Below are 21,095 nucleotides of genomic sequence, written 5' to 3' on the forward strand. Positions count from 1 at the left end.
CGGTCTTCTTAAGATAGGCGGCCAGGATGATGACGATCATCGTGGCTTCGAGGCCTTCTCGAAGTCCGATGAGCAGGTTGGCGTAGAGCATAGACAACCTCAAGGAGAAGGGGGGCGGGCTTAGGTTAGTCTCGCCTTGGTGGATGGGACCGCTTTAGCATAAGCCCTTAGGTGAGATTTGCCTAATCTTTCGGTGGGTTGAGTGAAAACTAGCCCCTTAGGTTGCCCCCGGTCGCGCTGCTATAGGTACTGCTGCACCTTCTGCGCGATGTCTGGCCACTCGAGGTCGAGCCGGCGGGAAGCGCGGCGGTTCATGATCCAGGCGGCGCCGATGACGATCACCCAGTGCAGTAGCACGCCCAGCCAGCTGAGCAGGGGAATGTCTGCAATGCTGTTGCTAGCTCCATCGGCCATGGCTAGCGGGACCAGTGCCAGCAGCCCGCCCGGCAGGAAAGAGACGGTGAGAATCAGCATCGTCACCAGCGCGGAGACTATTGCGTTGCTGCCGCCGTTGCGCTGCTTGAAGGAGTTGGTGCCCGGCGCGGTGGTTTGAGCGGGGAAGCGGGTGGCGCTGAAGTTCGCCATTGCGGAGGCGAGGAGTATGCACCCCAGGGTCAAAAGGCTAACCAGCAGCCAGGTGGCGCTAAAGCTGTCGATGGCACCGGCGGCGATGCAGACGATCAGCCAGATCGGCACTAGCACCGTCACGGTGGAGAGGCTGCGGCTGGCGACGATCTGCTTGCCACGCACTCCGGCGACCATGTGCACCCAGTTGGATGGGCCGTCCATGCCCAGGGAATTGCCCGCGACCTGCTGTGGACCAAGGGATACGAAGAACAGTGCGAACCACAGCATCCAGCGGTTGGCCTCGTTGAGTATCCCCATCAGCAGGTATAGCCCGCAGAGGACGACTACGACCATCAGGCTCATCATAAAGCGATTGTCGCGGCGCCAATAGCGCATCTCGCGGGAGTAGAGGGCGCCAACGGGGGAGCTGGGGACGCGCGGCAGCAGTAGGCTGTCGCCCTTCGCAGCGCGGGTGGCGTGCTGAGTCGGCAGTGGGTTGTTGAGGTCGTGCTTGACGGCCACGCGCATTATGTAAGCCACTGCGAGGATCGCCACGAGGCAGATCGCGCCCTTGGCGAGACCGGTGCCGAGGTCGGTGCCGCCGCCACCATTATTGACGCCGTCGTCTCCGATAGCGGCCAAGTCAGCAGCCGCTCCGGCCGCGGCGGCAAAGGGTGTCCAGGACAGGATGTCGGCGCTGGTCCTGATGGCCGCGGTGGGATCGGTTCCGTCGGTGAGCAACTGCGGCAAGAGGTACAGCGCCAGGAAGCCGAAAGTGACGATGAGCCCGGCGACGTTGCCCCACAGTTCGCTGAACTTAGTGGCGATGCTGCTGAGCGCGGCGGCCAGCGCCTCGCCCGCCAGCAGGGTGATCACCAGCTGGAGCACGCACGCCAGCACCCACAGGGCGCCCGCGCCCGCGGAGGCTACCTCCGCGAACGCGAGGTATCCGAGGGTGGCCATGATGATGGTGTTCACCAGCGAGATCGCCGCCCGCGAGTTGATGAACATGGCCGTGACCATACCCGGAAGGATGTCGCGGTCGGTCAGTGGCAGGGAGCTGAACATGCGCGGGTCCAGCATCCGTTCCTCGCTGGGGAAGGTGGCCGACATGGCTAGGTAGAGCACGCTGCCGAGCCCCATCGTCAGCACGAACATCGCTGGGTCTCCATCGTTGACAAGCACCCCGTAGCTGCTGAAGCCTAGGCCGATGCAGCCCATCACTGCAGTGATGGTTACGGCCACCGAGGCGATGATCATCTGCAGGTTGCCCACGAATGCGTGCGCCCACAGCTTGCAGTGGAGTTTGAGGAGGGTTTTAGTCTTCGACACCGGCCTGCCCTTCGTGTGGCCCGTGCGCCTGCGTGCCGTGCGCTGACTGCGATCCGCCGCGTAGCCAGCCGAAGGATTCCGTGTCCAGCTGCTTGCCACCTACGGCTTCTACGAAGCGCTCGGATAGGGACTTGCCTGCGCGTACCTGCTCGGTGGTACCGGCGGCAACGACGGTGCCCTGGTTAATGATCGCCACGTGGTCGCACAGCCCCTCGATCAGCTCCATCACGTGGGAGCTGAGGATCACGGTGCCGCCGGCTTCCACGTAGCGTCGCAGGATCGTACGGATCACTTCGCCGGATACCGGATCCACGGCCTCGAAGGGTTCGTCCAGGATTAAAACCTCGGGGCTGTGCAGCAGGGCGCCGGCCAGCAGGATCTTCTTCTTCATGCCTGCGGAGTAGTCGGCGATGTACTTCTTGCCGGCATCCTCCAGATCGAGTGCCCGCAGCAGGTCTGCGATGCGCTGCTGCAGTTCTTCGCCGGGGATGTCCCGCAGGTAGCCCAGGTATTCCAGATACTCCTTGCCACTGAGGCGTTCGAACACGGGGAGGCCGTCGACCAGCAGCCCGTAGCTGCGCTTGGCTGCCAGCACCTCATCTTCCACCCGGGTGCCTTCGGCGGGGTCTGCCCACAGTGGGTGCCCGGCGATCCAGGAGTTGCCGCTGTCGGGGCGAATGATGCCCGTTGCTGCGAGGATGGCAGTGGTTTTGCCTGCGCCGTTGGGGCCGACGATGCCGTAGAAGCTGCCCTTCGGCACGGTCAGGTTGAGGTTATTTACCGCGACCTTGTCCGTGAAGGTCTTCACGAGGTTGCGGATGACTAGCGCTGCGTCGCCAATCTCCGCGTCTCCTGCGTAAGGGGTTGAATGTGAGGGATATGGCTGAAAAGTCATGCGCGCCATTTTATGTCGGTTCGCGGGTGGTGTCCGGGTGGCATGCTATTGTTCTAGATAACCAACTAGTGAGACAAAGGAGTTCATACAGTGAAACTCGCAGTGATTGCCGGCGATGGCATCGGCACCGAAGTAACCGCCGAGGCTCTGAAGGTTCTGCACGCTCTGCGTGACGACGTGGAAACCACCGACTACGACCTCGGCGCCCGCCGCTACCTGCGCAATGGTGAACTCCTGACCGACGAGGACCTGGACTCCCTGCGCGAGCACGACGCTATCCTGCTGGGCGCCATCGGCGACCCTCGAACCGTGCCCGCCGGTGTGCTGGAGCGCGGCCTGCTGCTGCCGCTGCGCTTCAAGCTGGACCACGCGGTGAACCTCCGCCCGTCGAAGCTGTACCCGGGCTCCTCCAGCCCGCTGGTCAACCCGGGCGACATTGACTTCGTCGTCGTGCGAGAGGGGACTGAGGGCCTCTACTGTGGCAACGGCGGCACACTGCGTGCGGGCACTGACCACGAGGTGGCGTCCGAAGTATCCCAGAACACCTACTACGGCGTGGAGCGCGTGGTGCGCGATGCGTTCGAACGCGCGCAGAGCAGGCGTAAGAAGCTGACCTGGGTGCACAAGACGAACGTGCTGGTGAACGCCGGCTCCCTGTGGCAGCGCGCCATCGAGAAAGTGGGGCAGGAGTACCCCGAGGTGCAGGTCGATTACAACCACATCGACGCGGCGACGATCTACATGGTTACCAAGCCGCAGGAGTACGACGTGATCGTCACGGACAACCTGTTCGGCGACATCCTGACCGACCTGGCGGGTGCTGTCACCGGCGGTATCGGCCTGGCAGCTTCCGGCAACATTGATCCCTCGCGGAAGAACCCCTCCATGTTCGAGCCGGTGCACGGCTCCGCGCCGGACATCGCGGGCCAAGGAATTGCCGACCCGTGCGCGGCGATCCTGTCGGTGGCGCTGATGCTGCGCCACCTGGGTGACGATGCCAACGCTGAGCGCATCGAGGCCGCCGTGCTGGCCGAGGCCGGCGCGCGCGACGGCGGCCCGGTGAAGACTGCGGAGGTCGGCGACCGCGTGGTCGCGAACCTCAAGTAAGCTGCCGACTAGCTGGTGGCAGCCCGCGCCCGCTCGCGGTGCGCCCGGCTACCACCCCTGCATTTTGTGACTACTGCGCACGCAGCGTTTTCGACCACAGCTCCTTGCCGCGGGTGGTGAACAGTCGCACGGTGAGATCCTTTGACCCGCCGTCGATGTCCACCTCTCCGAAGTGCTGGAAATCATCCAACGGCGAGGAGTTTTGCTTATCCTTCGCCGGGGCGTGCACGTACACGACCTCTGGACCGAAGGTGCCGTCCATGTCGTTCGGGCCGAAGCCTCCGGCGTTCAGCGGGCCGGTGACGAACTCCCAGAACGGCGCGAAGTCTTGGAAATCCGCACGATCCGGCGAGTAGTGGTGGGCGGCGGTGTAGTGCACGTCGGCGGTCAGCCACACCACGTTGCGCACGTCCTTGATTCCGCTGAGCACGCGCCCGATCTCCGCCTCGCGGCCGACGGCCTTGCCGCCCGTTCCGTTGGAGACGCCCTCCTGGTCGTCCCCATCCGGAACCACTATGCCCAGCGGCAGGTCGTTGGCGATGATCTTCCACGTGGCGGTAGAGTTCTTCACTCCTTCGATCAGCCACTTTTCCTGCTTGGCCCCTAGGATGTGCCCCGGCTTAGTGACAGACGCTCCGCTGTCCGGATTGCGGTCCTTGTAGCTGCGCATATCCAGCACGAAAATGTCCAGCAGGGAGCCGTAGGAAATCTTGCGGTAAACCCGACCATCCACGGCCATCTTCCGGTCCAGAGGCTGCCACTCGTGGAACGCCTGGAAGCCGCGCTGTGCCAGCAGATTCACGTCCTTGACCTGGTACTTGTCGTCCTCCAGGATCTCGCCGGGATACCAGTTGTTCGTCGTCTCGTGGTCGTCCCACTGCACCACCTGCGCGACCTGAGAGTTGAAACGCTTGTAGTTTTCGTCCAGCAGGTTGTAGGCGTGCTGTCCGCGGAACTCCTCTAGGGTTTCGGCGACCTTGTTTTTGTATGGGCTGGTGAGGTTCTTGAACACCCGCCCGTCGTCCATCTTGTGATTCGCCTCGATTGGCCCGTCGGCGTAGACCGTATCACCGGAGTGGATGAACAGGTGCGGGTTGCGGTCTGCCATCGTCTTCCAGCAGTACATGCCGCCGATGTCCGGGTTGATGCCGTAGCCCTGGCCCGCCACGTCGCCGGACCAGTGCAGACGAATGTTCTTTGGCGCCTGGCTGGTGGAAGGCGCGGTAGTGAAGCTGCCGATCACCGGCACGGAGCGCGCGGCAGTGTGCTGATCCTCCATGGTTACGCGGTAGTGGATCTTCTGGCCGGGCTCCATACCGACCAGGCGCAGTCGCCCGGTGCCGTCGCTATCCGGGGTGAGGGTGGCGCCGCGGAAGGTCTTGGTCTTGTGGCGCGGGAACGCCGGGTCCGTCGATGCCTCCACGACCATGTGCGCCGGGCGATCGACGCGCGCCCATACAAGGCCGCCGTCGGGTCGCACATCGCCGGTAGCGACGCCATGAGTGATCACCGGCCGGGAGCGTTGCAAACCAACCGAGCCGAGCGCCCCGCTGGAACCTACCGACGATCCGGCGGCGGAGCCAGCCACGCTGCCGGCCTGCGAGCTGAGAGCATGCGCCACGCCCGTGCCCAGTAGGGCAGCGCCGGTGGCGCTGGCGCCGGCCAGGAACGTGCGGCGGGTGGTGTTGCGCGAGTTGGAAGGAGTTTCGGAATTCGAAGTAGTCGAGGAGTTGGGGAGTTGAGGATTAACGCTGCGATTCGTCATAGCGGCCAAGCTAAAGGCTAAAACTGTCGGAGCCATGGCAAGCGCGTAAATCGCGGATTACGTGAAATTAAATTCATGGTTAATGGGTGGGGAGAAAGGGGCGTCATAAAGAAGAACAAGGACAAGACCGCAAAGAAGGGGCATAGCAAGAGGTAGAAGGGGCAATGGAGTAGGGTATGGAAACATGCGTATTGCTCGAATTGCACACCCCGAGGGCATGGCCTTCGCGATCGTGGAGGGCGGCCAGCCGGACGGCACCGGCGCTACCCTCCGCGAGATCGCAGGCCACCCGTTCGGACAGCCCGAATTCACCGGAAAATCCTGGCCTATCGAAGACGTTCGACTGCTGGCCCCGATCCTGCCGTCGAAGGTTATTGCCGTCGGGCGCAACTACGCTGACCACGTCGAGGAGGTGTTCAACAAGAGCGCCGAGCACCTGCCGCCGACGATCTTCCTGAAGCCCCCGACAGCCGTCGTTGGCCCCGAGGCGCCTATCCGTATCCCCGAGTGGGCCACGCGCGTGGAGTTCGAAGGCGAGATGGCGATCGTTATCGGCCGTCCGTGCAAGGACGTCAACCGGAACAACTGGAAGGACGTGGTGCTGGGGTTCACCGTCGTCAACGACGTTTCCTCTCGCGACCTGCAGTTCCAGGACGGTCAGTGGTCCCGTGCGAAGGGCCTGGATTCCTTCTGCCCGCTGGGTCCGTGGATCGAAACGGCTGTGGACAGCATCGACATCGACAACCAGCCGATCCTGGCGCACCTCACCCACGAGGGCAAGACGGAAACCAAGCAGGATTCCAACTCCAACCAGATGATCAAGTCCATCCCGGAGATCGTCGAGTGGGTTTCCTCCGCATTCACGCTGCTGCCGGGCGACGTGATCTGCACCGGCTCGCCCGCCGGCACCGCAGAGATGGTTCCGGGCGACCGCATTGAGGTGGAGATCCCGGGGCTGGGCAAGCTGGCCAATCCGGTGCAGGCCTACGGCAAGTAGGCGGAGCTCGCCAGCCGCGTGTTCAGCACCGGCCGGCTATGGCTGGCTCCGGGCGTTACACTTCCCGCAGCGCTGCAGGCACGTTGAGTGCCCGCAGCGCTGTTTGCAGCTTCGCGGACGTTTCCTCCGCCTCCATAGCGGGAATCGAGTCCACGACAATGCCGCCGCCGGCCCAGGCGCGGGCGGTGTTGTCCTCCACGATGGCGCAGCGGATAGAGAGCATAAACTCCCCGTCGCCGCTGGAATCGCACCAGCCCACGGCACCGGAGTAGAACTCGCGCGGGGACTTCTCCTGCGCAATAACCCCCAGCGCATCGTCTGTCGGGGTGCCGCCGATGGCCGGGGTGGGGTGCAGCATCAAGGCCAGATCCAGTGCGGAGTAGTCGTCGTCCTTTAGTGTGCCCGCGATCTGGGTCCCCAGGTGGATCATCTCGTTGGTCTCGTGGATCTCCGGGGTGGCCGGAATGTCCAGCGTCTCGCACAACGGCTCCAGCACTCGGCGGTAGTGCTCCACCACAAAGCGGTGCTCGCGTAGATCCTTGCTGGAGTTTCCGAGTTCGCGGGCTGTGGCGTCATCAATAGAAAGACTTCCCGTGCGTGGCGCGGAACCGGCCAGGGGGAAGGCCGAGATCTCGCGACCATCGCGACGAATCAGCATCTCCGGCGAACTGCCGACGAACATTGCACCCTGGTACTCGGAGCGACCCGTGGCGGAGAGGTCCACGGCGAACCCGTCGCGGTAGGCGGACAGGTCGATCAGGCGTGCGGCAATCAACAGCGGGTCTACGGTTTCGGCGTAAGTAATGTCCACGGCGCGGGCCAGCACCACCTTTTCCAGGCGGGACTGCTGGATCGTGGCGACGGCGGCGGCGACCATCGCGGTGTGCTCCTCGGCGGTGGTCTGCGCTTCGACGGACTCGACCGTCAGTGTGCGGGCGGCATCCTTGCCACGGAAGAAAGCCGGTGGCTCCAGCGGGCCTTCGGCGCGGACGACGGTCTCCGGTTCCATGAGTGCCGCGCGGAGGGACGTATCGAAGGGGAAAGCGCCGACAATCAAGTCTGCTTCCTTGTTTCGAAGCGCAGTAGAGGCTTCGAACGGATCCGGGAAGGTCGCCTTGCGCCCCTGGGTGCGGATGCTGCGATCTGGGCGGGAAAGCAGGAAATCCGGGGCGGTGGCCGGTCGCTGCTCGTGGGTCATGGGTGCCATTTTACTTCCCGGCGGGACAGCGGGCTTCCTCGCCCTGGGTTGTGTGCGGGTCGTGCACGGTTCGTGCACGGTTTGTGTACGGCAAAAAACTGACCTCAATTCTGGATTAGTTCCTTTACGTGGAATGATGATGCTTATGAATACAGAATCAGGTGCACATCCGGTGAGTTTCGCCACCGCGATGAACCATTCCCTCGGCGCGCCGACCGGCGCGGATGCCCTCGAGGCGGTTGCGAATTCTCCGTACGACAAGGTGGAGCTGTGGTGGCCGTGGGATACGCCCCACCCCTCCGAGCAGCAGATGCGCCAGCTGGTTGATGCGCTGGCCAAGGGGCGCCAGGAGAACCCGCGCCAGCTCGTCGCACTGAACCTCTGGGCCGGCGATCTGGCGGCGGGCGATCGGGGAGTGCTGCACCTGGTCGGGCCGGAGGGTGGCGCTGGCAACGCTGGCGACACTGGGAACACTGAGGATGCCGGGAGTGCGGCCGACGACGTATTCGTCGACGGTGATCCCGCGATTACCGAGGAACTCATTGAGCACCTGAACGTCGTCGAGTACCTGCACCGGCTGACGGGCGTGCGGCGCTTCAACGTACTGGTTGGCCGCGGCGGTCGCGCGCTGCAACGCCGCCAGGTCCGTGCATTCGCTGCAGTGGCCAAACGTCTGGCGAGCTTCGGCGGCGTGGCTCTGGTTGAGCCGTTGAGTGGTATTGAAAACTACCCTGTGACCAGCATTAAGGAGGCTGCGCCCCTGGTTGCCGTCGGCGGTCGCCTTCTTCTTGACGCCTACCACCTCGCCGCTAACGGTGAAGACTGGACCTGGCTCGCCGATCGGGGACCGGGGAATGAGCTGTGGCCGGAGCATGTGCAGATCGCAGACTTCCCAGGCCGCGGGGCGCCGGGGACTGGCGAAGCGCCGCTGGAGGAGTGGATTAACCAGCTGCGCACCGCTGGCTATGAGGGGGAAGTGGTCCTCGAGCACCTGTAGTGCGCGTGCGCTTAGCTGAGTAAAAGCTGAAGAATTTGCTCACATTTCGGCGTGTTACAGCACATCCGCAGTGAAGCTTGTGTCTAATGTTACGTTTGTGACTCATGTGACTGCTGTTAAGAATGTTAAAGCTGTTGGCTCTGTAACTACCGGAAACGCTGCGGGTGCCGGGCGCCACCTTGGCAGCCGTGCCCTGCGTTTTGCCCTGCGCATGGCGGTTCCCGTCGCTATGACGCTGGCAATGCTCGCCACCATGCTCGTCGGCGGAGCTGGCGTGGCCAGTGCTCAAGAAGCGCCCGCTCCTGTACCGGCTCCCGCCCCTGCGCCAGCTCCAAAGTCGGCACCAGTACCGAAACCGGCACCGGCGCCGAAGCCGGCGTCAACAATAGATAGGGCGAACCCCGGACAACCGGAGAACATCGAGTTCACCCGACCCGACGGCAGCATCCGCAGCGCAATCGTCAGCGTGACCTCCAACTACGACCCGCACAAGCCCACGCCCGTGCTGTTTGGGTTCGGCGGGCGCGACGATACGCCCGAGAATTACCGCAGTTACTCCCGCTTCTCGAACACCGGCGCGGCCAGCGAAGCGATCGTGGTTTACCCACGCGGCATCGACAACGCCTGGGAGGGCGCACCGTATGCCACCAGCAAGCGCGGCCAGGACGTCGACTTCGTACGACAGATCGTCAATGAGCTGGACAGGAAGTTCAACGTAGACCGCAACCGCATCTATGCCACTGGCATGTCCAACGGTGGCGGTTTTGTGATGAATCTTGCGTGCCAGGCGCCCGACCTCATCGCTGGTGTGGTGAGCGTCTCCGGCGCCTTCTACAACCCGGTTAACGAGGGCTGCGCGCCGGAGTCCGTACCGACATTCGTGATCCACGGCCAGCAGGACGAGCTCACCCACTACAACGGCGGTACGCTGCACAACGCGCCTTATCTTCCGGCGCCGCGCCTGATCCACTCGCGTGCGCTGCGCAACGGCTGCGCGCCACAGCCGGTGGTGGAGCAGAAGCCGAACAACGTCACCCAGTTCGGATACCCGGGCTGCCGCGACGAAGCAGTTTTCTGGCGGATCAACGACCAGGGCACAACTGGCACTTTGCGCCCGACGTCGCCAACGAGGCCTGGAACTTCCTAGCCCGCCAGAACAAGACGCTGCCGGGCGCGGCCAGCTAGGGCTAGCTGGGGTTGCTAGAGACAGATTGCGCTACGAGCCGACGCTGTGGCGGCTTTTAAGTTTTTGTAAGAAAAAGTTCCTAAATTTTACCGCCCGGTGTATGTTTAAGCAGTGCAAAAGTTTTCGTCACGTTTTACTCACACGAAGGCCGCGAACACTCACTCTCTTTCTGCGGCTACTCACACTGATTCCGCAGGTTCTGGCGTGTCTGGCGCTTCCCGCCCGGCTCGCCGCGGTGGCCGCTTCCGCAAGCTGACGCTCTCCCTGGCTGTAGCCCTCGGTATCGGCGCAAGCTCCCTGGCTGGTCCGGCTCTGGATACTGCCGCCGGCAACGAGTCCGCTACTCCGCAGGCCAGCGCCGCCCCGAATGGCCTGTTGGGAAGCCTCTCTGGCGGTGTCAGTGGTATCGTCGGCTCCCTGAGTCCGCGCCCGGGGAACAACTACCAGACCTTCAACGTCAAGGGGAAGACCCGCACGGCCATTGTCGATGTTCCGGTGAACTCCGCGAACCGCAAGAAGCCGATCCTCTTCATGTTCGGCGGTCGTGGCCAGTCTGCGGCGGACGCGAAGAACATGTCCCGCCTTAATGCGGTGGCTGGCCGTTATGCCGTCGTTGTCCACGCCGAGGGGATCGGTCGCTCCTGGGAAGGTGCCCCGTACTCCAAGACCCGCCGTGGCGAGGACGTCGCGTTCGTCCGCGAGATGGTCCGCTCCCTGTCTAAGCGCTACAACGTCGACACCCGCCGCGTGTATGCAGCCGGCCTGTCCAACGGTGGCGGTATGGCGATGAACCTGGCCTGCCAGGCTCCGGATCTGGTCGCTGCTGTCGTGTCTGTTTCTGGTGCCTACTATGACGCCACCATGAACGACTGCCGTGGGCGCAACGTGCCGACCATGCTGATCCACGGTGTGCACGACACCCTGATGCGCTACGGTGGCGGCGAGCGCCACGGCATGCGTTACTACAACGCCCGGGCCGCTTTCGACAACGCGGCACGTCGCAACTCCTGCAACATGCGGACTTTGCATGGAGTTCGTGCCCACGCTTTGGCCAGTGGCTTCACCTACAACGGTTGCCGCGCTTCCACCGTCCTGTGGCGCGCAAACGTCGGGGGCCATAACTGGCATGCCTTCACTCCGGACTCGCCGAAGGCTGCGTGGCACTTCTTGTCGCGCCACCGCCAGGCCTAGGCGCCGTGACCTAACGGCATCCCGAACCCCCGCCACCGCGCGGGGGTTTTGCTTTGCCTGCACAGAGCCCGCGCCGAGCCCGAACCGAGCAAGCGCGAAGGCCAGAAGGCGGGAAGGTACAGTTAAAGACCATGAGTGAAGTTAGCGAAGTTCGCGTTCGATTCTGCCCGTCGCCCACCGGCACCCCGCACGTCGGCATGGTGCGCACGGCCCTGTTCAACTGGGCTTATGCCCGTCACACCGGCGGCAAGCTCGTCTTTCGTATCGAGGACACCGATGCGAAGCGAGACTCTGAAGAGTCCTACCAGGCCATCATCGATTCCCTGAAGTGGCTGAACCTCGGCTGGGACGAGGGCATCGAGGTCGGCGGCCCGCACGAGCCCTACCGTCAGTCCCAGCGCATGGACATCTACGCGGACGTCCTGGAGAAGCTGAAGGAATCCGGTGACGTGTACCCGGCGTATTCCACCAACGAGGAAGTCCAGGCCCGCCACAAGGCCGCAGGCCGCGACCCGCAGCTGGGGTACGACAACTACGACCGCGACCTCACCGAAGAGCAGATCGCGCAGTTCAAGGCCGAGGGCCGCGAGCCGGTCTGGCGCCTGCGCATGCCCGACGACCGCATCTACGAGTGGCACGACCTGGTCCGCGGCGACATGAGCGTGGACGGCAAGACCGTGCCGGACTTCGTTGTCGCTCGCTCGAACGGCCAGCCGCTGTACACCCTCGTTAACCCGGTGGATGATGCGTTGATGGAGATCACGCACGTCCTGCGAGGCGAAGACCTGCTGCCGTCCACACCGCGACAGATCGCACTCTACGAGGCGCTGGTACGGGTGGGCGTCGCTAAACAGGTACCTACATTCGGTCACCTACCGTTCGTGATGGGCGAGGGCAACAAGAAGCTCTCCAAGCGCGACCCGGAATCGAATCTGTTTAACCACCGCGACAACGGCATCATCCCGGAGGGCATGCTGAATTACCTGTCGCTGCTGGGCTGGTCGCTGTCTGCCGACGAGGATATCTTCACGATGCAGCAGCTCATCGACAACTTCGACGTGGCGGACGTGAAGCCCAACCCGGCACGCTTCGACCAGAAGAAGCTGGAGGCCATCAACGCCGACCACATCCGCATGCTGGAGCTGGGCGACTTCACTGAGCGCCTGCGCGCCTACCTGGAGGAGCACAAGGACTTCCCGGCGGATTACCCCGCGGATAAGTTCGCTTTTGCCGCGGAGCTGGTGCAGACGCGCATCAAGACGCTCTCGGACGCTGACGGTCTGCTGCGCTTCCTCATTACTTCTGACGCCGACTTGTCCCTGGATGAGAAGGCCGCGAGGAAGAACTTGAAGGAGGACGCGGTGGAGGTTCTCGAGGTTGCCATCGCGCAGCTGGAGGCTATCGCGGACGGGGAGTTTAAGACCGACGTCATTGAGAAGGCGCTGCAGTCGAAGCTGATCGAGGAGATGGAGCTGAAGCCACGCAAGGCCTACGGCGCTCTGCGTGTGGCCATCAGTGGTGCGGCTGTGTCTCCGCCGCTGTTTGAGTCCATGGAGCTGCTGGGCAAGGAGTCCACGCTGGCGCGCCTGCAGGCCGCCCGCGAGCAGACTCCGTTCGCGCCTGCGCAGCAGTAAGCGCAGCGGTAGGTGTGCTTGCACGTGCCGTCCTGCGAGTCAGCGGCGGCACAGTGAGTGCACTGTGGTCGGAAAAAGCTGTGTTTACCAGCTGATTTGCTTGTAATTCACTGTTCTGGTTATAGTATTCCTCGTTGCGAGCGAGGTTCGCAGCGTTCAACGATCCGGGTATCCGGGGATTGACGCTTGCGGGTTTTGTTCGACGAACGATGGCCTATGGTGTAATTGGCAACACTACGGTTTCTGGTACCGTCATTCTAGGTTCGAGTCCTGGTAGGCCAGCGCCCCGTTCGTCTAGCGGCCTAGGACGCCGGCCTCTCACGCCGGTAACACGGGTTCAAATCCCGTACGGGGTACAAATATCTAATACAGCGACCTCCGGTCAGCTTCACTTCAGAGGCTAGCCGGAGGTTCTCGCTATTCTGGGGGCATGCTGACGTCGAATGAGTTGATCATCTCCCAGTTCTTGGCGATCGGCCCGGATGAGTTCACTATCTCCAGTCCACAGGACACACAGCTTGGAAGTGCACGCCAAAGGTGGAAGGCGAGCGATCTGTTCAAAGGTTCGCACGGGGTGGAGATTTTCGATGCTGCAGACACGCTTGTGCTCTCGGTCGAGAACCCGCTGGGTGTCTTTTGGGACGAGTACACCGTGCACCGAGTAGATCCGGAGTCCGGCGAGAAGGCGGAGCTCGCGCACATCACGAAGCGGTTTGCGTGGTTCAGCACCAGATACGACGTGCATATTGCCGGTTATCCCCGGATGGAGATCAAAGGCGAGGCCTTCCAGCTCGACTACTCGCTGATAAGCCAGGGGCGCAAAATCGCAGAGGTGAGTGCGGAATTCCCCGGTGTTGGCAGGGCGCTGATGAGCAAGACTAGATACCGCATCACAATTGAGCCGGGGCTGGACGAGAACGTGCATGCCGCTGTCCTCGGTATCGCGTTTGCACTGGATATGCGCAGGAGGAAGATGCGCGAGAGCTAGGCGTTAGAGGCCCCGAGCGTTGTCTTCTCGCGGTGCATTACGCGCGAGTGCCTGAGTTACCGTCGGACATGAGAGGCGCGCCGTCAGCATTGCGCTTCACAGGGAAGCTCTCTGGCAGGAACAGGGACACACCATCCTTCGCGGTAAGAACATCCCAGTGGTTGTCGTGCACCCAGAATGTCAGAGGGGAGATGTTCACCGGGTGCTGCCGCAGCTCGTGGCGGGTCTGGGCCATCTGCTGCATGATGTTGTCCGCTGGCTGATCCGGAACCACTGGGTGAACCAGAACCGTGCTGCCACCGGGCATGGAGACCACGTGTCCGTGGCCATGGTCAGGAATCTTGGTGATCTGCAGGAAGAGATCGAACGTGATGGCGAGCGTCGCCCCGAATGGGAAGTCCGACTTAACCTGGAAGAAAACATCGCCAGCGCTTGCAACCTTCAACGTTTCGAGAGACTTACGCGTGGTGGCCATAGAGGCCGCTGACCAAAAAGTGTGGTTGCTCTCGGGCATGTCCAGGCCCGGGAAGGTTGCGTCGCCCAGAACTTGCATGTCAAGGTCGAAGCCCTGCGGAAGATCAGCGTCGGAGAGTGGCTTGAAACCGGAATCTACGGTGGCGAGGAAGCGGTAGACGCCCGGCAGGATCTCCTTTGCGTATGAGTAGTTGCCGGCATCCTTCGGGGCAGGGGAGATGATGCCGTACACAAGCTCTCCATTCGGGGCGGTTAAGGTCGCGTTACCGTCGCTGTCGTGCCGAAACTTCAAGTGGCCGTGCTGAGCTGCTGGCTGCTGCGCTGTTGGCTGCTGACCAGCAGCTTCCTGCGCTGCTGGCTGCTGTGGTGAGGCGGTGTTGTCTTTCTTTTTCTTACCGAATAGTCCAAACATGGTTGTGAGAGTACGCAAATTCCGGAAGCCCCGCATGGCTTTGCTTCGGAAACTCTGAATGTCTTTAATTGTCGCCGTCTTCCCAGCGCCGAGACTGAGGGCATCAACTCCCAAATTATGAGAGGTGCGGGGGTATTTCTCTCAAAGCGTGATATGGGCCCAAATAATCACCTATGGTTTTAGAACTACCCAAAATGTAGTTAATGGGCTCGCAACCACCGTCCTAACCAGGACTTCACCAGGCATAACAGCCTTAAGAAACGCGAGCAGAAGTAAGTATGCAAGAGACACACCAGTGAGGAGCCTCCCTTGCTAATCGGTATCCCCAGAGAATCAGAAGCCCTGGTCTCAGCCACACCGGACACCGTGGGCAAGCTCATCAAGCTTGGCTACGAGGTCGCGGTTCAGTCCGGCGCAGGCGACCAGTCCAATTACCCTGACACCCTCTACGAAGAGGCCGGCGCGCGCATCGTCGGCGACGATGTTTGGCACGCGGACATCATCACCGCGCTCGACGCGCCAACCGACGAACAGCGCGCACAGCTCAAGCCCGGTGCTACCCTTATCGCTCGCCTGGCACCCGGCCGCAACGAAGAGCTCATCCAAGAGCTCGCGAACCAGAACGTGACCTCCGTGGCCATGGACACCGTGCCGCGCATCTCCCGCGCACAGTCCATGGACGTACTCAGTTCGCAGGCCAACATCGCCGGCTATCGCGCGGTCATCGAAGCGGCCAATACCTTCGGTCGACTGTTCACTGGCCAGGTCACCGCCGCCGGCAAGGTTCCGCCTGCCGTCGTCTATGTCATTGGCGCGGGCGTGGCCGGCCTGGCCGCGATCGGCACCGCGAACTCCATGGGAGCGATCGTCAAGGCCACGGATCTGCGCCCCGAGACTGCCGAGCAGGTCGAGTCCATGGGCGCCGAGTTCGTCGCCATCCAGGCGGAGACCCAGAAGTCCGAGGACGGCTACGCCAAGGAAATGACCGCCGACCAGGCGCAGGCCGCCGCGAAGCTCTACGCCGAGCAGTCCGCCGCCGCCGACATTGTCATCACCACCGCGAACATCCCTGGCCGCAAGTCCCCGGTGCTGCTCACCGCCGCCGATGTGGCTGCGATGAAGCCCGGCTCCGTCATCGTCGACATGGCAGCTGCCAACGGCGGCAACTGCGAGCTCACCGTCCCCGGCGAAATTACCGTCACCGACAACGGTGTGAGCATCATCGGCTACACGGACCTCGCCGGCCGCTTGCCCGCCCAGGCCTCGCAGCTCTACGGCCAGAACGTGGTCAACCTGCTTAAGCTCATGACCCCGGGCAAGGACGGCCAGCTGACCTTCGACCTGGAGGACGAGATCGTTCGCGGCATTACCGTCACGCACTCCACCCTCGCTGCGCCGTCTGCTGTCGTTTCTTCTGGCGCGCCTTCTGATGACGCCACGTCCCAGCCCGCCGGGCAGGTCGCTGAGATCCTCTGGCCGCCTCCACCGGTCAAGGTCTCTGCAGCCCCCGCCGCGCAAGGTGCGGGTGCCAAGGCCGATACGGATGCGGTTGCGGCGGAGCAGTCGGCGTCAAACCAAGAAGGCGAGGCAAAGAACAAGGGTGCGGGGTGGAAGATCCTTGCTGCGCTGCTCGGCATCGCGTTGATTCTCGCCAGCCCGATGCAGGTCGCCGGCGAATACATGCTGCTCATGCTGGCCATCGTCGTGGGCTTCTACGTGATCACCGCGGTGACGCACAAGCTGCACACGCCGCTGATGAGTGAGACGAACGCGATCTCCGGCATCATCCTGGTCGGCGCGATCCTGCAGGTGGGCAGCTCCAACTTGGTTGTCGCGGGCCTGAGCTTTGTGGCGATCGTCGTGGCCTCTATCAATATCTTCGGCGGATTCTTCGTGACCCGTCGCATGCTGACCATGTTCGACGGAGGTAACTAAGCCATGAAACAGCAACTCCTCAGCGCCGCAGAGGCTGGCGCGCAGAACCTCGTCAACTCGACCGTCCTCGAGTGGACGGACAAGATCACCAACCTGGCCTACCTGGTCGCCGCACTGCTGTTCATCCTTGCGCTGGCAGGTCTGGCGAAGCAGCAGACCGCATCGCGCGGGAACCGCTTCGGCATCGCAGGCATGACCATCGCGCTCATCGCAACCATCGTCAAGGCCGTGGTCAACTCCATCAACGGGGGAGATGCCTCCACTGGTCCGCTCGTGACCGTGCTGCTGATCGCCGTGGCGATGCTGCTCGGCGCCGCGATTGGCATTCCGCGCGCCAAGAAGGTCGAAATGACCGAAATGCCGGAGCTCATTGCGATGCTGCACAGCTTCGTGGGCTTGGCCGCAGTGCTTATCGGCGTGAACTCCTTCATTCAGCCGGACGAGCGCACGAAGTCCATCGAGGCGTTCCACCTGGGCGAGGTTTACCTGGGTGTGTTCATCGGTGCGGTGACGCTCACGGGCTCCATCGTGGCGTACCTCAAGCTGTCCGGAAAGATGGACGGCAAGCCGTTGATGCTGCCGGGCCGCCACCTGCTGAACCTGGCTGTCATTGTGGTGTCCCTCGTGGGCATGGTGCTGTTCATCTACGCCGGCCACGAGAACCTGACCCTGGCGTGGATCGCGCTTGGCGTGATGCTCGCGCTGGCGCTGTTCCTGGGCTACCACCTGGTCGCGGCCATTGGCGGTGGCGATATGCCGGTGGTTGTGTCCATGCTGAACTCCTACTCCGGCTGGGCAGCCGCAGCGGCGGGCTTTATGCTGGCCAACCCGCTGCTCATTATCGTGGGCGCACTGGTCGGTTCTTCCGGTGCCTACCTGTCCTATGTGATGTGCCAGGCGATGAACCGTAGCTTCGTCTCCGTTATCCTCGGCGGTTTCGGCGGCGAGGCCGCAGCTTCCGACGACCGGGAGTACGGCGAGCACACCGAGGTCACCGCGGCTGAGACTGCGGAGCTGCTCAAGGGCGTGAAGAAGGTCATGATCACCCCAGGCTACGGCATGGCCGTGGCGCAGGCGCAGTACCCGGTGGCAACACTGGTCGAGCGACTGAAGGAACAGGGCGTAGACGTCACCTTCGGCATCCACCCTGTGGCAGGCCGCCTGCCAGGACACATGAACGTGCTGCTGGCTGAGGCCAAGGTGCCGTATGAGATTGTCCTCGAACTCGACGAGGTCAACGACGACTTCGAGGACATCGACGTGGTGCTGGTCATCGGCGCGAACGACACCGTCAACCCGATCGCCGAGGAGCCAGGTTCCCCGATCGCGGGCATGCCCGTGCTGAAGGTCTGGGAGGCGGAGAAGGTCATCGTCTTCAAGCGCTCCATGGGCTCCGGCTACGCGGGCGTGCAGAACCCGCTGTTCTTCAACGAGAACACGGACATGCTGCTGGGGGACGCAAAGAAAACCGTCGAGGACATTATCGCGAACCTGTAGGGGTTTCCTTGCAGGAGTTAGGGGGAGGCCCTGGCTCTGCCCGGGGCCTGGCCGGGGGCAGGGTTCCGCCTGGGGCTTGCCAGAGCTCTGCCCGGGGGAAGGGGGAATGTCCCAAATTCCAGCTCTTAGAATATAACTATTCTATTTCTGCAGGTCAGCGCGTTGCCAAAATTGGCTTCACACCCGCTACTTTCAATAACTCGACGATTTGGGACATTCGCCTGGAATAGCAGGCGGGATTTGCCCGGACAACAGGCGGGATTCGCGTCGCTAATTCACTTTGCCCAGGCGCAGGAAGACGGTCTCGCCGGTGGCATCCTCCAGCGCATCGTTGTCCGTCACCGCGTACATCTGGCCATCCGCCGCGATGGTGAAGCCCTCCAGCTTCTCCTGCGTCCAGCCGTTCGTTGCGCGTAGCTTCGGCAGCACGTCCACGGCCAGCTCCTTCTTCACCATCGGCAGCGCGCCACCGTTCGCGCCAGCGGCTGCACCCTTAGCACCGCCCTCCGGCAGCGTCACCTTCATCACGCGCTTGACCTTCGCATCCGGGCCGTTCAGCTTATCCCGCTCAATCACCAGCAGGTGCTTATCGTCCAGCGCGGTGATCTCCGACAGACCCATCCAGTCGCCCTTGCCAGCGGGCTTCTCCAGTTCGTAGCCGAACCACTGCCACTTCTTGGTCTTAGTGTCGTACTTGCCGATGCGAGTGGTGTTCTCGCCCTCCAGCGCCTCGCGGGCCTTCGCCTCCGGGTCCTTCCACAGCGGTCGTTGCACGGCGACGAAGAGCTGTTCCACGCCGTTTTCGTCCTTTGTGGAACTGACGCCCTCTAGCCCCCACTTGCCGATGTGCTCAGCCACGTCGGCAGGTAGTTCGACGGTGGAGGTGATGTTGAGGTCTTTATCGGTGTGGAAGAGGCGGTTATCCTTGCCCTTCTTGCCCTCGGAAGCGATCCAGAAGCCCCCGTCGGCAGCCACGGAGATTCCCTCGATGTCCAGATCCTCAGCCGGGGCACCGTCACGCTTCACTGCGCGGCGTTCGGTGATCACGGCCGGCTGCTTGGAGGCATCGACCGTGTAAACCCAGCCGTTCGCGTACGCGGAGTCGGAGGCCGCGTACAGGCGGGTGGCGTCCTTCGGATCGGCGGTCAGAGCACCCAACGCACCCCAGCCGATCGGCGCATCGCCCTGGTCGGCGGAAACAATGGAGGGCTGGGATTCCTGGCCACCCATACGATATAGCGTCACCGCGCTGCGCACGGCGTTGTCCGGCTCGTCGACCTCGCTGGATACAGCGAGCATGTTGCGTTCCGGGATCGGCAGGATTCCCTCCGGTCCGTTGGTGGTGAACAGCATCTGCACGAACTGCGGGTTCGCTGGATCGTTGACGTTGTACACGGCAACGAAGTTGGAGCGCTCGGAGCCGACGAAGGCGTAGTTGGTGCCGTTCATTTTGGCGGTAGAGATGCCTTCGATTTCCACGCCCTTCTTCTTGGCGCGCTTGTTGTTGTGCAGACCGTGGCGGATGGCCAGGTTCTCCACGGAGTTGCCGGCTTCCCAGACGATCTTGCCGTTCGTATCGAAGACGGTCCAGCCGCGGGTGCCGCCCTTCCAATCACCCTCGTTAGCGGTGGCTACGTGGTTATCGTCGATCCACGCGATGGCATCCGGCTCGCGCGGGGTGGCGGGCAGGGTGTCGGTGGGGTTGATGAGCTTGTCGGACTTGGTGTCCACACCCTTGACTTCGGCGCTGCCTGCACTGAACACGTTGGTGATGCGGTTGGTCTGCAAGTCGATGATGGCCACACCGTTGTTCTCTTGCAGGGTGACGGCCAGCTGGTTCTTGCCGTTGATGCTGACGTACTCCGGCTCCAGGTCCTCGGGGGTATCCAGCCCGGCCTTCTGTACTGCGTCCAGTAGCTTGCCGTTGTCATCCTCGAAGCGGATCGGGGTGGCCTTCCAGTCCTTGGCATCCCCTGACAGGTCGATGGTCTGCACAAAGCCGGTGGGCAGCTGCGGCAGGTTGCCGTCGTTCAGCTCCTCGTCGCGCTGGTTCTCCATAGCGATCGCGGCCTTCGACTTGCCCGGTGCGCCAGCGGGAGAGATGGCGATGGAATCCGGCTGGCCCTTCAAGTCGATGGAAGAAACGCGAGTGCGGTCGGAGATGCGCACGATATCCACACGCCCCTTCGGGTTGGTGAAGTCCCCGCCCGTCTCGTCGATAACCACCAGAAGGTAGTCGCCGTAGACAGCCACAGAGGTCGGCTCATCCTTGGCGTGCCCCTGTGCCTTCAGATCCAGGGTGCCCAGGCCCTTCGGAGCGTTCGGGTCGCTGATGTCGATAAAGCCGATGCGCTGCGCCAGGGCGTCGGTGTGGATTAGCGTCTTGCCGTCCTTGGAGACCGTGGAGATCTCCGCCACGGTCTCCGCGGACTTGTCCTCGCCCTCGGGGCGGTTCTCGTACACCGGGTAGGTGGCGGTGCGCTCAAACGTGGACTGCGCGCCCGGAGCCTCTGGGGTGCCCGGCTTCCCCGGCTGCAAGGAGCCAGCAGGGCCGCTGGAACCGGGTGCGCTGGAACCAGGTAGGGATGAGCCGGCAGTAGACCCAGCAGAAGACCCAGCCGAGGAGCCGAAGCTGGAGGATCCCAGGGTAGAGCCGACCACGGTCTGCGAGCCGACTGTCGCGTTGGCCGCGGGAACTGCGGCGAAGGGAATCACCGCCAGAGCCAGAGAAATTCCAGCGACCTTACGCTGTGCACGCTTGGAGACCGAATTTTTGAAGTTGTTGAGCTGCATGAAGAGCCGTGCCTATCTATGTGCAAAGAGTGAATAAAACTAGACACATATTTCCACCCCTTTCTTGCGGGCGGTTTAAGCCAACATGACCGCCAGGTGAACTCCCCGATGCTGGTTAAACCCTCCC

15 protein-coding genes and 2 tRNA genes are annotated in these 21,095 nt (G+C 62.8%); 11 read left to right on the forward strand and 6 right to left on the reverse strand.

All coding sequences use genetic code 11. From position 1 onward, the window contains the following. Positions 1–240: 240 nt before the first annotated feature. Positions 241–1,899, reverse strand: coding sequence for an ABC transporter permease (locus Q0331_RS06775; protein ID WP_298075661.1), 1,659 nt, complete (start codon positions 1,897–1,899; stop codon positions 241–243). Then, on the reverse strand, positions 1,886–2,803 hold the full coding sequence (locus Q0331_RS06780) for an ABC transporter ATP-binding protein (protein ID WP_298075662.1): 918 nt from the start codon (positions 2,801–2,803) through the stop codon (positions 1,886–1,888). The genes Q0331_RS06775 and Q0331_RS06780 overlap by 14 nt, the downstream gene beginning before the upstream one ends. An 81-nt stretch (positions 2,804–2,884) precedes the next feature. On the opposite strand from Q0331_RS06780, the gene Q0331_RS06785 reads away from it, so the two are divergent. After that, entirely contained in the window at positions 2,885–3,901 is a 1,017-nt protein-coding gene (locus Q0331_RS06785; RefSeq protein WP_298075663.1) for a 3-isopropylmalate dehydrogenase, read from the forward strand. A 70-nt stretch (positions 3,902–3,971) separates the two neighbouring features. On the opposite strand, the gene Q0331_RS06790 is transcribed toward Q0331_RS06785, so the two are convergent. Then, a complete protein-coding gene (locus Q0331_RS06790) occupies positions 3,972–5,666 on the reverse strand; it encodes an alkaline phosphatase (RefSeq protein ID WP_298075664.1) in 1,695 nt (564 codons plus the stop codon). A 184-nt stretch (positions 5,667–5,850) separates the two neighbouring features. On the opposite strand from Q0331_RS06790, the gene Q0331_RS06795 reads away from it, so the two are divergent. After that, entirely contained in the window at positions 5,851–6,663 is an 813-nt protein-coding gene (locus Q0331_RS06795) for a fumarylacetoacetate hydrolase family protein (protein ID WP_034985515.1), read from the forward strand. 55 nt (positions 6,664–6,718) lie between these two features. Here Q0331_RS06795 and Q0331_RS06800 read toward each other — a convergent pair whose 3' ends face one another. Next, complete coding sequence (locus Q0331_RS06800) at positions 6,719–7,861, reverse strand: isochorismate synthase MenF (protein ID WP_298075665.1); 1,143 nt, start codon at positions 7,859–7,861, stop codon at positions 6,719–6,721. Between the two features lie 145 nt (positions 7,862–8,006). Between Q0331_RS06800 and Q0331_RS06805 the strand changes: the two genes are divergently transcribed. From Q0331_RS06805 to Q0331_RS06835, 7 genes are all read left to right on the forward strand, one after another. Next, positions 8,007–8,858 (forward strand): TIM barrel protein, encoded by an 852-nt coding sequence (locus Q0331_RS06805; RefSeq protein ID WP_298075666.1) that lies wholly within the window; start codon positions 8,007–8,009, stop codon positions 8,856–8,858. Between the two features lie 97 nt (positions 8,859–8,955). Further along, positions 8,956–10,005, forward strand: a complete 1,050-nt coding sequence (locus Q0331_RS06810; protein ID WP_298075667.1) for a PHB depolymerase family esterase — start codon at positions 8,956–8,958, stop codon at positions 10,003–10,005. Between the two features lie 243 nt (positions 10,006–10,248). Continuing rightward, positions 10,249–11,235, forward strand: a complete 987-nt coding sequence (locus tag Q0331_RS06815; RefSeq protein ID WP_298075668.1) for a PHB depolymerase family esterase — start codon at positions 10,249–10,251, stop codon at positions 11,233–11,235. A gap of 131 nt (positions 11,236–11,366) precedes the next feature. Next, positions 11,367–12,869 (forward strand): glutamate--tRNA ligase, encoded by a 1,503-nt coding sequence (gene gltX, locus Q0331_RS06820; RefSeq protein WP_298075669.1) that lies wholly within the window; start codon positions 11,367–11,369, stop codon positions 12,867–12,869. A gap of 210 nt (positions 12,870–13,079) precedes the next feature. Next, positions 13,080–13,151 (forward strand) — tRNA-Gln (locus Q0331_RS06825). Position 13,152: 1 nt separating this feature from the next. Next, positions 13,153–13,225: transfer RNA gene (locus Q0331_RS06830), tRNA-Glu, on the forward strand. A gap of 74 nt (positions 13,226–13,299) precedes the next feature. Continuing rightward, positions 13,300–13,857, forward strand: a complete 558-nt coding sequence (locus Q0331_RS06835; protein WP_298075670.1) for a hypothetical protein — start codon at positions 13,300–13,302, stop codon at positions 13,855–13,857. Between the two features lie 37 nt (positions 13,858–13,894). On the opposite strand, the gene Q0331_RS06840 is transcribed toward Q0331_RS06835, so the two are convergent. Then, positions 13,895–14,743: a hypothetical protein gene (locus Q0331_RS06840; RefSeq protein WP_298075671.1), complete on the reverse strand. Its 849-nt coding sequence runs from the start codon at positions 14,741–14,743 to the stop codon at positions 13,895–13,897. A 309-nt stretch (positions 14,744–15,052) separates the two neighbouring features. Between Q0331_RS06840 and Q0331_RS06845 the strand changes: the two genes are divergently transcribed. Then, positions 15,053–16,678 carry a Re/Si-specific NAD(P)(+) transhydrogenase subunit alpha gene (locus tag Q0331_RS06845; RefSeq protein ID WP_298075672.1) on the forward strand — a complete coding sequence of 542 codons (1,626 nt, stop codon included), beginning with the start codon at positions 15,053–15,055 and terminating at the stop codon, positions 16,676–16,678. Between the two features lie 3 nt (positions 16,679–16,681). After that, complete coding sequence (gene pntB, locus Q0331_RS06850; protein WP_298075673.1) at positions 16,682–18,175, forward strand: Re/Si-specific NAD(P)(+) transhydrogenase subunit beta; 1,494 nt, start codon at positions 16,682–16,684, stop codon at positions 18,173–18,175. Positions 18,176–18,445: 270 nt separating this feature from the next. On the opposite strand, the gene Q0331_RS06855 is transcribed toward pntB, so the two are convergent. Further along, the gene (locus Q0331_RS06855; protein ID WP_298075674.1) at positions 18,446–20,968 is read right to left on the reverse strand and encodes an esterase-like activity of phytase family protein; all 2,523 of its coding nucleotides are present in this window, start codon (positions 20,966–20,968) and stop codon (positions 18,446–18,448) included. Between the last annotated feature and the right edge of the window lie 127 nt (positions 20,969–21,095).

This window comes from uncultured Corynebacterium sp. (genome assembly GCF_937999985.1).
GTDB lineage: Bacteria > Actinomycetota > Actinomycetes > Mycobacteriales > Mycobacteriaceae > Corynebacterium.